Raw genomic sequence first — 10,776 nt, 5'->3', positions numbered from 1 at the left:
TTCTCACCATTCTCAACGCTATCGTCCGGGATCAAAAACCGTGGCAAACAGCTTGACAGCCAAGACAGTCGCTCTCCCCGTATAGCGACGGGGAGAAGGGGCTGTCCGCAACCTCGGCACTTTCCTGCAACGTTAGTGATTGGCGAAACCATCGACGAAAGCGTCCTTCTCCCCGTCACTATACGGGGAGAAGTGCCCGGCAGGGCGATGAGGGGCAGCGCCAACCTGAAGCGATTGCCCCTTCACCTGTCGTCCGCGCTGCTTGACAATCCACCCACAATGTTCTCTTTATGTTCTCACCACAACTCGAGACAATGCGGCGTTCGAACCGCCGCGGGCGAACGGGCCGGATGGAAGCCAACATCCTCCACGCGGATCTGGATGCCTTCTATGCCTCGGTCGAACAGTTGCTCGACCCGGCCTTGCGCGGCAAGCCGATTGCCGTCGGCGGCGGGGTAGTGCTTGCCGCATCCTATGAAGCCAAGGCGTTCGGCGTGCGCGGCGGTATGCCGGGACGGCGGGCGCGGGAACTCTGCCCGCAACTCATTTTCGTCGGCGGCCATTTCAAGGACTACCAGCGGCTGGGCGATGCGGCGATCAAGGTGCTCGGTGATTTCACGCCGGTGGTCGAGCGGATTTCGATCGACGAGGCCTTTGCCGACGTCGCCGGCTGCACCCATTTGTTCGGCTCGCCGGCCGAGATCGCCGGCAAGATCCGCCGCCGCGTGCGGGCCGAGCTCGGCCTGCCGATCTCGGTCGGCGTAGCCCGCACCAAGCATCTGGCCAAGATCGCCTCACAGGTCGCAAAACCGGACGGGCTGGTGGTGGTCGATCCGCGCCACGAGCTGGAGTTCCTGCACCACCTGCCGGTCGAGCTGATGTGGGGCGTCGGCCCGGTCACCAAGCAGCGGCTGACCGGCATCGGCGTCAACACCATCGGCGAGCTGGCGAAGACCAATGGTGGGGCGCTTGAGCGCCTGCTCGGGCCGGCGGCGGGAGAGAAACTCAACGCGCTGGCGTGGAACCGCGATCCGCGCAAGCTTGAGACGCAGCGCCGGGCGCGCTCGGCGGGTGCGCAGTCGGCGCTTGGCCGAAAACCGGCCGAGGAGCAGGTCTTCGTGCCGGCTTTGCTGCATCTGGCCGACAGGGTCGCCACAAGATTGCGGGCGAAATCCCGGCCCGGCCGTACAGTGACGGTTCGCGTCCGCTTTGCCGATTTGCGCTCGGTGACGCGCTCGATCACGCTCGACCAGCCGATATCGGCAACCGCCATGCTGGCCGAGATCGCCGAGGCGCTGGTGCGCAAGGTGCTCATCGACCATCCGCACGAAAAGACAATCTCGCTGCTGGCGATCGCCGTCTCGCATCTGGAGCAGCATGCCGGCCTGCAACTGGAACTGCCGCTCGGGCTCGACGACGACCGCCGCCGCCCCGGCACCAGCAAGGGCGCGGCGCGCTGGACCGCGGACCGCGCCGTCGACAAGATCCGCGACCGCTTCGGCTGGGAGGCGGTCGGCTACGCCTCGGTCGCGCTCGGGCTACAGCGGTCGGTTCCCGACGCGTTTCGCGAGCTGGCCGAGAAGGAATTGTGAGCCTCGATTACACTTTGGTTGCCAAGTCGCCGGAATGACGTTGAAGGCTGCGGACTTGTGAATTTATCTTCGGTCCAGTTGGTCGTGCACCGGTTTGGGTATCAACCAGACAGGGTAGCACCCGCTCGCAAATCCGCCTCACTTCGAACGACAGGAGATCGGCATGGGACAGAACGCCGGATATTTCGCACTCATCGTTGCCGGACTGGTGACCAATGCAACGACGCTGGCCAAGCCGCTCAACCCGGACCGGGCGATTCCATCCCTGGGCGATATCAACTCGCCGCTGGCCAGCCCGCTATTCAAGCAGGTCAAGGCTGGGCCGCTGGAGATAAAGCTTGAGGAAACCACGCTTGCCGATGTCGAAAAAGCCTTCGGCGGAGCGATGCACGATGAAGGCGACGCCGGAGATTCTCGCCACTGGCTTTGCTATGCCGGCCCCGACGCCGGCGGATCGCCGTCGATCTTCTGGTTCGTCTCCGGCGAGATGGGCGGCTCCGACCACGGTGTCCTGTCCGTCGCCCTGCAGCCGAACCCGGAAGGCAAGGTGCCGGAAGGATGCGCCGGCGCGCCTGCCAGCCTGACAGCTATTGAACTCGATACGCCCGGCGTCGGAGCGCCGCTGAGCGACGTGGCCGCGAAATTTGGCGCCGCCAAGCCCGATCGTTACGGCCATTTCGGCTTCGCCGCCTCTTATCCTGCTTCGTCTCCCGACCAGAAGGACGCCACGGTCACGCAGACGCTCACCTACACAGCCGGGAACGGCAGGATAACCGGCGTGGCGGTGACGCAAGTCACCACCAACTAGGGCGTCCCCGCTCGGTTGGCGAATGGTTCACGTGTGATTGATTCTGCCGCGCCCGAGCCGGGCGGCCTGCTTGCTGGCCACCTCGGTTCTGATGTGCCGCCCGAGCCCGCCTCCTCCTGCAAATGCGACATTCGAGGCGGCCCTGGTCGTCAGACCAAAAGCGTTGCGCCGCCCCAAGCGACCAGTGCGGTGCCGGCCGCACGGCCAACCCATGGGCCGGCAGGAAACACCGGTTCGACGAGAACCTGCGAAGGTCCGGAAATGACCCAGAAGCGGGCGTTCGGCAGCGATCAGAGCAGCAACGATTTTGGCAGGACCGGAAATCGGCATGGAATGCTGCAATCATCATCATGTCCCGTCCAAGTTGTGGACAGTTCCTTCTCAAAGGCGCACTCTTAGCATGCGAAACGCGAGCTAGCGTTTCGTGCAACGCTTCACATGCTTGACTTGCGTCGGTGATTATCTGACCTACCCGGATACTTCCGGGTGGGCAGACCTCACATTGTGTCGCCTATCCGTGATCAGGCTACGGCCTAAGGCACGTTGCAGCCCGTTCCGGATCAACTGGGAGGTAAACAACATGCCTGATTTTCAGCGCAGAGAACTTCTTGTTCAAGGAAGCGCGGCTCTTGCCGCAATTGCTGCTCTCTATACATCGCGCCGGGCTTACGCTTTTCCAACACGGCCGAACGAGGAAGTTATTCGATGGCTGGATCAGCCGACCGAAAATCCCGATCCGGTGGGTATCCAGAAGCAGCTTGTCTGGGAGGATTTGGATAGCTGGATAACGCCAAACGACAAGTTCTTCAGCATCTCGCATTTCAACCGACCGACGATCGACGAGAAGACATGGTCGATGGAGATCGGAGGCCTGGTCAAGAAGCCCCTGGAGCTAACGCTCGCCGACATCAGGGCGCGACCGCGGCAGGAGGTCGTTTTCACAGTGGAATGCTCGGGCAATCACGGGTTTCCCTTTTTCACCGGCGGCATCGGCAATGCTCGCTGGGCAGGGACGCCGCTCGCCCCGATCCTCGAGGAAGCCGGCGTTCTGGAGAAGGGCATCGAGGTCGTCTTTTTCGGTACCGACACGGGCGAGATCCCGATACGCGACGTCAAGATGCAGCAGAACTTCGCTCGCAGCATGTCGCTCGCCGACGCGATGAACCCCGACAATCTCCTCTGCTATGAAATGAACGGGGCCGCCTTGCCGGCGCCCAATGGCTTCCCGGTACGGCTCATTGCGCCAGGCTGGTATGGGATCGCCAACGTCAAGTGGCTAAAGCGCATCGAGGTTCGCGATACGCGGTTCATGAGCCTTCTGATGGCCCGTGACTATGTCACCATCCGGGAGGAAGACCACAACGGCGAGACCGTATGGGCCGAGACGTCAGTCGGGCGAGCGCTGATAAAGTCCGCACCTGCGAAGGTTACCCGGAAAGACTCAGATTACCGCATCGTTGGAGCAGCCTGGGGGGCGCCGATCGAACGGGTCGAAGTGCAAATCGATCAAGGGCCTTGGACACCAGCGACCATTGACCACAGTGAGGAGGCCGAACACGCTTGGAAAATATGGTCCCTGGCTTGGGCAAATCCCTCTCCTGGAGAACACACGGTGACCTCGCGCGCGGTCAGCACCACGGGACAAATTCAACCGGCGATGGACGATCCCTTGATAGCCAAGAAACACACATACTGGGAAAGCAATGGCCAGGTGACGCGCCGCGTGCGTATCGGCTAGAGGATTTTGCCGCCAAATGGAGTCATTTGGCGTCCGCATAAATGCGGCAAAACAGATAGTTAGAGCGAGTTACCGGTTCCAAGAGAACCGGAACCGCTCTAAGAACGTGCTGCCATGTGGCAATTGCGTTTGGGTCAAACGGCAGGAGGCTGCCTGATCGCCATCTCCGCACCATTCCAGCCCTCTACTCACCCCTCCACGGCCCTGATCTCCGCGTCGACCAGACACCAGGGCGCATAGCGGAAATCGCGGATCTGGATGACCTGATCGTCCCTCCATTCGACCAGCATGAAGCCGCGCACAGCGCCGTCGGCCGCCTGCGGGTCGCGGATGAGGATCGCCGGCCGGCCGTCGACCACGCCGAGCGACAATGTCCAGTCGCTGATACGGTCGTAATTGCCGAAATAGGTCGACACCTCGGCCTTGCCGCGCAGGCGGACGCGGTTGACGACGTCGAGCCGCACGTCCTCGGCGATCAGTGCCCTGACCGCGTCGAAGTCGCGCGCGTTGAACAGGTCGACATAGCGCCGCAGCCGGCGCTCGTCATCGGCGTCGAGCCTCGGCGCAAGCGCCTGTTCGGGCTGCAGCGCCAGCAACTTGAGCTGCGCCCGCCCGCGATGCAGCGCGGCCTTGGTGGCGGCGAGCGTCGCGCCGGTCACCTCGCAGGTCTCATGCAGGCTGAGGCCGAGCACGTCGACCAGGATCACAGCGCTGCGCTGCGGCACCGAAAGCTGCATGAAGGAGCGCAGGCCGGTCTGGGCGGCGAGCCGGCTGTCGGCGCTGCCGGAGGGATCCTCGATGACGCTCATGTCGGCCTCGGTCATGCGCGACCTTTCCGATTGCGCCGCCGCAGATGATCCTGCGCGGCATTGTGGGCGATGCGAAACAGCCATTGCTCCGGCCGTTCGACCATCGCACCGCCGTCGATCGCCTGCAGCGCCTTGATCAGCACCTCCTGGACGATGTCCTCGCCATCGATCACCGAGCCGGCCATGCGCGCGCAGTAGCGATGCAGCCTTGGCCGCAACCCGACGAGCATCACCTCCAAAGTCGCCCTGTTCATTTTCGGCGTAGCGTCCCATTTCTGCGCGAGCGGCATGGCGGGCGCTACCCGGCTTTCTGATCCGCCAGCATACGATAGTTGCCGATGACTTTGACAGGCGATCGCATTGCCGGGGTCGAACGGCGCTGGGCGTGGTTTTCCGTAAACGCCTTGAAAGCCGCAAGCCCGGTCAGCGCCGACGAATCGCCGTCCTGGCCGACGATGTGGAGGAACGAGCCGTCATCCAGCTCGAGCACGAGATAGCGCACCGTCGGCGGTGCCGCCTCGCCCAGCGCTTCAAATACTTTTTCGACCAGCACGCGGTTATCTTCCAGGTCGGCTTGCTTCACACCGTATCGAATGAGCGCGTAGTTCATCATCGTCTCCTGACTGGTTGGTATGAACGAAGGACGACCGGCTGCGCTGAAAAGATTCTCCTTGCCGAAGAATCTTTTCGGTTGCCCGCATCGTCTTTCCCGAGTGGGCGGCTGCGCGGCAGCCATCAAGCAGGAGAGACGATCATGCATATCCAGTTTGCCGAGCTTCCGGTGTTCGAGCAGGACCGCGCCAAGGCGTTCTACACCAGGCATCTCGCCTGCCAGGTCATGGCCGACCAGAAGATGGGTGATGGCGGCTGGCGCTGGATCGAGCTGGCATTTCCGCATGCCGTGACGAACCTGCATTTTGTCAGGCGCGCCGACGACGCACCCGGCGCGGAGCCTGTATTGGTGCTGGTCGACGAAAATGTCGGGGCAATGATCGCGGCGCTGAAGAAGGACGGCGTCGAGATCGTCACCGAACCGCATGAGGCGCCGTGGCAGCCGGGGCGCACGGTGGCGGAGTTTCGCGACAGCGAAGGCAACCGCATGGTCCTCGCCAGCCGCTAAGCCACCGGAGCCCTCTGTCCGGCGGGGCGTCGTACCTAAGTCCTACCTCCGGCCGGACCATCGGCCGTGCTTCCTACCTATTATTATTTCGTGACCGCTGCGCGCCGGAACCTTCCCTTGCATCGGGCGTTCGGGCGCTGTATCGCGATGCCTCATATTTAGGCAGGCGGAGGAAATACGAATAAGGGCGGGTGGCAAAACAAACATGGGCCGGGGAGGAGCATCTTACCATGTCGAACCGTAAAATCGGAATGTCCCACAGTTTGGGGCTGCGCGTCGCTGACCTCAAATCCAGAATGCAAAGTGCCCAGATTACCGAGCATGAGATCAAGACGTTTCAAAAGGTTGCCGCCATTATGGGCGGCGCCAAAGGCTCACTGCGCCTCGATGCGGACGATCTGATCGCCGCGTCTTTCCTTGTCGATCCCTTGGAAGATCTCCCGCTCTCCAGTTGAAGGCGCCGAACGCAGGTCGAAATCCTATCGGGTTTGAACCTGCGATTGCCGCCGGCGGAGCATCCGCCAGCCCAAGCCGCATGCGAGGATGACGTTGGCCAGCGCCAGGCCGGAAAGCGCGGCCAACGTCCCGTGCGGGCCGAAGCGATCCAGCAGCAATGCGCCGGCCGAGGGTGCCGCCGCCTGGGCGATCAGGCTCGGCATGGCGAGGCGGCCCATCAGCTTCGCGTAGCCGTTAGAGCCGAACAGCGCGAGCGGCAGCGTTCCCCGGGCGATGGATTCGAGACCGATGCCCGCGCCGTAGAAACCGAGCGCCAGCGGGATGATCGGCATGCCGGCCCAGAGCGTCGAAACGCCGATCGCCACAAACGTAACCGAGGCAAACTTGGTGAAAATCGGATGGTGGTAGCGCGCGATCATCATCTCGATCGCGCGCGCCGCCACCTGTGATGGACCAACCAGCACGCCGAGCCCGACGGCTGCGGCAAGCGCCATGCCGCTGCCTTGCAGGATTGTGAGCAGATGCACCGATAGTGTCGACGAGATCACCGCTGCGAGTGTCAGGGTCGCGGCCAGAACGATCATGATCGACGGATCGGCTTGGTTGTCGAGAATGGGTGCCGCCTTCTTCACTCCCGGTTTGACTGCCGGTTGCGGCGGCTCCCGGGGCAGGATCACGAGATAGAGCGGCAGCGCAATTGCCAGCTGAAAGGAGGCGTAAACCAGGCAGGTGCCGCGCCAGCCGACCTCCCCCAGCAGCAAGGCTGAGATCGGCCAGCAGATGGTGCTCGCAAGGCCGCCGAACAGCGTCAGCATGGTGATGGCGGAGCGCGCGCCCTGGCCGTAGTGGCGGCCAAGCGTCGCGAAAGCGGCATCGTAGAGCCCTGCCCCCATGCCCAGGCCGATGACCAGCCAGGCCGCGATATAGGCCGCAAGATTAGGGGCAAGAGCCAGCCCGATCTGGCCGAGCCCGATGCATCCGGCGCTGAACGCCAGAACGTTGCGGCCGCCATGCCGCTCGATCGACGAGCCGACGCGCGGAGAGATCAATCCTGCCGTGAGCAAGCCGAGAGACAGGCCGCCGACAACCCATGCCAGCGGCCAGCCGGTATCGGAGGAGACTGCCGGCGCGATGACCGCGGGAAGATAGTAGGAAGAACCCCACGCCATGATCTGCGTCAGGCCAAGCGCGGTGATGATCGCGCCGCGGCTGCGCACGATGGCCGGCGAAGGCGGCGAAAGACTCATGCCGCGACGCTGCAGCCACAGCCGCCTTTGCCGATCGCCTTTGCTTCGGCATCGGCGACACAGCAGGCGCTCGAAGCCGCCGGCGCCGGACCGCCGCAGCACCCCTTGTCGGCAATGCCGATCCGCGGCACGGTGCAGACGCCGGTCTCGGGCAGCACAAGCTGGACATTGTCGGCCGCCACCATGTCTCCTGCGATCGCCGCCGCGACCGAGCGGACCTGCTCATAGCCGGTCAGCAGCAGGAAGGTCGGCGCGCGGCCATAGCTCTTGATGCCGACTGTGTAGAACCCTTGCTCTGGATGGCTGAGCTCACGGTGGCCGTGCGGCGGCACGTCGCCGCAGGAGTGCTCGTTGGGATCTATCAACGGTCCCAGTGCCTTGACGCTTTCCAGCCATGGATCGAGCTCGAGCCGAAGCTCACGGGTCAGCGACAGATCCGGGCGTTGTCCGGTCGCGGCGATGATGCGGTCGACCGGGCCAAGCGCCTGCAAACCGTCCCCGGTCTGGCCTTCGACGACCAGCCGGCCGTTGGCATCGCGGATCGAAACAGCCGCAAAGCCCTTCACCAGCCTGACGCCGCCGCTCTCGGCGAGTTCGCGCACTTCGGCGCCGAGTTCGCCGCGCGCCGGCAATTGGTCGGCATCGCCGCCGCCATAGATGCGCACCAGGTCGGTGCCGCGCGTTGTCCAGATGAAAGCGGTGCCGGCCTCCACATTTGCCAGGCTGGCGAGATCCAGCACCGCATTGGCGGCCGAATGGCCGGAGCCGGCGACCAGCGTCGTCTTCCCCGCATAAAGGCTGCGGTCGCGGCCGAGAATATCGGGGATGCCGTAGGCAATGCGGTCGGCAAATTCGGCCTCGCCTTCTGCAGGAATTCCGCCGGCGCCGAGCGGGTTCGGCATCTGCCAGGTTCCCGAAGCATCGATGACGGCACGTGCGCTGTCGCGTCTTGTACCATCGGCAGTCTCGACCGCCAGCATGAACGGCCGGTTCTCGCGTCCCTTGCTCGAGACCTTGTCGGCGCCCCAGCGCGAAATGCCGACGACCCGGGCGCCGGTTTCGATCGACGGCGACAATTGCGGAAGCTTTGCCAGCGGCTCGAGATAATCCGCGACGAGGTCGTCCGCGGTTGGGAATGCCTCGGGCTCAGGCATCCGCCAGCCATGCGCCTCGAGCAGGTTTCTGGCCGCCTGATCGACGCAATAGCGCCAGGGCGTGAACACACGGACATGGCGCCAATCCCTGAGATTGGATGCAACCGCATTGCCGGCTTCGTAGACTTTGACAGGAATGCCCCGCGCGATCAGGTGGACCGCTGCCGCCAGACCGACCGGCCCGGCGCCGATCACCGCAACGGGGAGTTTTTCGATCATCTCCATGTCTTCCATCCTTCCGGTAATTTCGAATTATAATGGCAAAAAAATCACGCCGCCGTCTTGGCGGCCGCTTCCGCCGATGCCGGCGCACAGGTGGCGTCGGCGCAGCATTCGTCCGCGAGGTATCCGATGAGCCCGTTCATGGCGGCATAGTTGGCCCGGCAGATCAGCGTCGTCGCCTGGCGCTCCTGTGTCACCAGGCCGGTGTCGACCAGCCGCTTGAGGTGATGCGACAGCGTCGAGGCAGCGATGCCCAATCTGTCCTGGATACGCCCGACCGGCAGCCCCTCATCGCCCGCCCGCACCAGCGTCCGATAGAGCTGCAACCGCGTCGGGCTGCCGAGGGCTTCAAGTTGCGAGGCTGCTTTTTCGAGTTTCATGGAAATAAGCTATTTCCAGAATCGCTGCACGTCAAGAGAATTTCGACAAAGATCGAAATAAGACGATATCTAGACGACGCGCTTGCCGCTGGCGTCGATGACCACCTCGCCGTCCTCCTTGGTGAACGGTCCGATATCCGGATTGGGCAGGATATCGAGCACGGCTTCGGAGGGTCGGGCGAGCATGGTGCCGAGCGGCGTCACCACGATCGGCCGGTTGATCAGGATCGGATGCGCCAGCATGAAATCGAGGATCTCGTCGTCGCTCCACTGCGGGTCGCCCAGGCCAAATTCGGCATAGGGCGTGCCCTTTTCGCGCAGCAATTGGCGCGGCGTCATGCCCATCGCTGCGATCAGCTCGACGAGCTTTTCGCGCGACGGCGGATTTTTTAGATATTCGACCACCTCAGGCTCCTCGCCGGACTGCCTGATCATGGCCAGCGTGTTGCGCGAGGTGCCGCAATCGGGGTTGTGATAGATGGTGATGGTCATTGCGCAGCTTTCATTGTCCGGCTGGTTTCGGTTGGGCGAGCAGCCACCCTGCAAAGGCCATGGCGAGCAATCGCTTTAGACTTAAATTTGAATCAGCCCCTTACTTCACGGGTTTGCGCCGCCCCATGCCTGCTTGCTGGCGTCGTTGTAGACGGAGCGAGGGACGCTGACAATTTCGCAAAGCGCCAACGTTGCAAGCATAGCGCCAGCGTTGCGGCCGGGTCTATCTCCCCGTTTATGGCAGGGCTATCGCAGATGGAAAGCGGAGGCTTTCGCTCTACGCTTTCGCTCTACGAAGGACCCACCCCTAACCCCTCCCCCCTGTTTGGACCGGAGACATCGCGAACAGGTGTGCGAGGACATCGCGAACAGTGCTCCATGCTATCTCTCGACGAGGTTGAGGTCGATGGTTTGGATTTTCTGATGGCGGAAGAAGACGTTGAAGACGCCGTCCTTGTCGGTCGCACGGAAGGCGACGGCGCGCCCGGCGAAGGCATTGCAGATCTTGAAGTGGCGGCCGAACAGCGAGGTCGCGCCCTTCTGCTGGATCTTGCGGATATGGTCGCCGGGCGCATAGTCGAAGGGCTGCTGGGTCTCCCTGAAGTCGCGCGGGGAAGACCGGTAGCGGTCGAGCGGCACGGCGCCGTCGATCGCCTCGTGCGGGCGCTCTGCATTGTACAACACGACGAGAGAACGCCCACGGGACCGAGGAACGCAAGTTTCTTTATCCATGGCATCCCTGGGCCGGGCGTTGTGTT

At 63.3% G+C, this 10,776-nt stretch carries 13 protein-coding genes; 5 read left to right on the top strand and 8 right to left on the bottom strand.

Annotated features, from left to right (window positions below):
- The first annotated feature begins 350 nt into the window (after positions 1 to 350).
- From dinB to NKI41_RS32140, 3 genes are all read left to right on the top strand, one after another.
- Positions 351 to 1,592 carry a DNA polymerase IV gene (dinB, locus tag NKI41_RS32150; RefSeq protein WP_352686983.1) on the top strand — a complete coding sequence of 414 codons (1,242 nt, stop codon included), beginning with the start codon at positions 351 to 353 and terminating at the stop codon, positions 1,590 to 1,592.
- Positions 1,593 to 1,755: 163 nt separating this feature from the next.
- Entirely contained in the window at positions 1,756 to 2,400 is a 645-nt protein-coding gene (locus NKI41_RS32145; RefSeq protein ID WP_352453494.1) for a hypothetical protein, read from the top strand.
- Between the two features lie 580 nt (positions 2,401 to 2,980).
- A complete protein-coding gene (locus tag NKI41_RS32140; protein WP_352686980.1) occupies positions 2,981 to 4,138 on the top strand; it encodes a sulfite oxidase in 1,158 nt (385 codons plus the stop codon).
- A 188-nt stretch (positions 4,139 to 4,326) separates the two neighbouring features.
- Here the strand turns inward: NKI41_RS32140 and NKI41_RS32135 are convergent, their stop codons facing one another.
- The 3 genes from NKI41_RS32135 to NKI41_RS32125 are packed head-to-tail and all read right to left on the bottom strand — an operon-like array spanning position 4,327 to position 5,557.
- The gene (locus NKI41_RS32135; RefSeq protein WP_352686977.1) at positions 4,327 to 4,962 is read right to left on the bottom strand and encodes a nuclear transport factor 2 family protein; all 636 of its coding nucleotides are present in this window, start codon (positions 4,960 to 4,962) and stop codon (positions 4,327 to 4,329) included.
- Entirely contained in the window at positions 4,959 to 5,237 is a 279-nt protein-coding gene (locus NKI41_RS32130) for an RNA polymerase sigma factor (protein ID WP_352686975.1), read from the bottom strand. Before NKI41_RS32130 ends, NKI41_RS32135 begins: the two co-directional genes overlap by 4 nt.
- Before the next feature lie 8 nt (positions 5,238 to 5,245).
- On the bottom strand, positions 5,246 to 5,557 hold the full coding sequence (locus NKI41_RS32125; protein ID WP_352686972.1) for a hypothetical protein: 312 nt from the start codon (positions 5,555 to 5,557) through the stop codon (positions 5,246 to 5,248).
- Positions 5,558 to 5,701: 144 nt separating this feature from the next.
- Between NKI41_RS32125 and NKI41_RS32120 the strand changes: the two genes are divergently transcribed.
- Together NKI41_RS32120 and NKI41_RS32115 are read left to right on the top strand one after the other, a co-directional pair.
- Complete coding sequence (locus tag NKI41_RS32120; RefSeq protein WP_352472157.1) at positions 5,702 to 6,067, top strand: VOC family protein; 366 nt, start codon at positions 5,702 to 5,704, stop codon at positions 6,065 to 6,067.
- 230 nt (positions 6,068 to 6,297) lie between these two features.
- The gene (locus NKI41_RS32115) at positions 6,298 to 6,522 is read left to right on the top strand and encodes a hypothetical protein (RefSeq protein WP_031213090.1); all 225 of its coding nucleotides are present in this window, start codon (positions 6,298 to 6,300) and stop codon (positions 6,520 to 6,522) included.
- A gap of 24 nt (positions 6,523 to 6,546) precedes the next feature.
- Here the strand turns inward: NKI41_RS32115 and NKI41_RS32110 are convergent, their stop codons facing one another.
- The 5 genes from NKI41_RS32110 to NKI41_RS32090 form a co-directional block, all read right to left on the bottom strand.
- Entirely contained in the window at positions 6,547 to 7,770 is a 1,224-nt protein-coding gene (locus NKI41_RS32110) for an MFS transporter (RefSeq protein WP_352686970.1), read from the bottom strand.
- Complete coding sequence (locus NKI41_RS32105; protein ID WP_502901266.1) at positions 7,767 to 9,143, bottom strand: NAD(P)-binding domain-containing protein; 1,377 nt, start codon at positions 9,141 to 9,143, stop codon at positions 7,767 to 7,769. The genes NKI41_RS32110 and NKI41_RS32105 overlap by 4 nt, the downstream gene beginning before the upstream one ends.
- Positions 9,144 to 9,193: 50 nt before the next feature.
- Complete coding sequence (locus tag NKI41_RS32100; RefSeq protein ID WP_352686964.1) at positions 9,194 to 9,526, bottom strand: ArsR/SmtB family transcription factor; 333 nt, start codon at positions 9,524 to 9,526, stop codon at positions 9,194 to 9,196.
- A 69-nt stretch (positions 9,527 to 9,595) separates the two neighbouring features.
- Positions 9,596 to 10,018, bottom strand: coding sequence for an arsenate reductase (glutaredoxin) (gene arsC, locus NKI41_RS32095; RefSeq protein ID WP_352686962.1), 423 nt, complete (start codon positions 10,016 to 10,018; stop codon positions 9,596 to 9,598).
- Between the two features lie 381 nt (positions 10,019 to 10,399).
- Positions 10,400 to 10,702, bottom strand: coding sequence for a hypothetical protein (locus NKI41_RS32090; protein WP_352686960.1), 303 nt, complete (start codon positions 10,700 to 10,702; stop codon positions 10,400 to 10,402).
- Positions 10,703 to 10,776: the final 74 nt, after the last annotated feature.

Source organism: Mesorhizobium sp. M0601 (assembly GCF_040320845.1).
Classification (GTDB): Bacteria; Pseudomonadota; Alphaproteobacteria; order Rhizobiales; family Rhizobiaceae; genus Mesorhizobium.
This window is presented reverse-complemented; position numbering and strand designations above follow the sequence as displayed.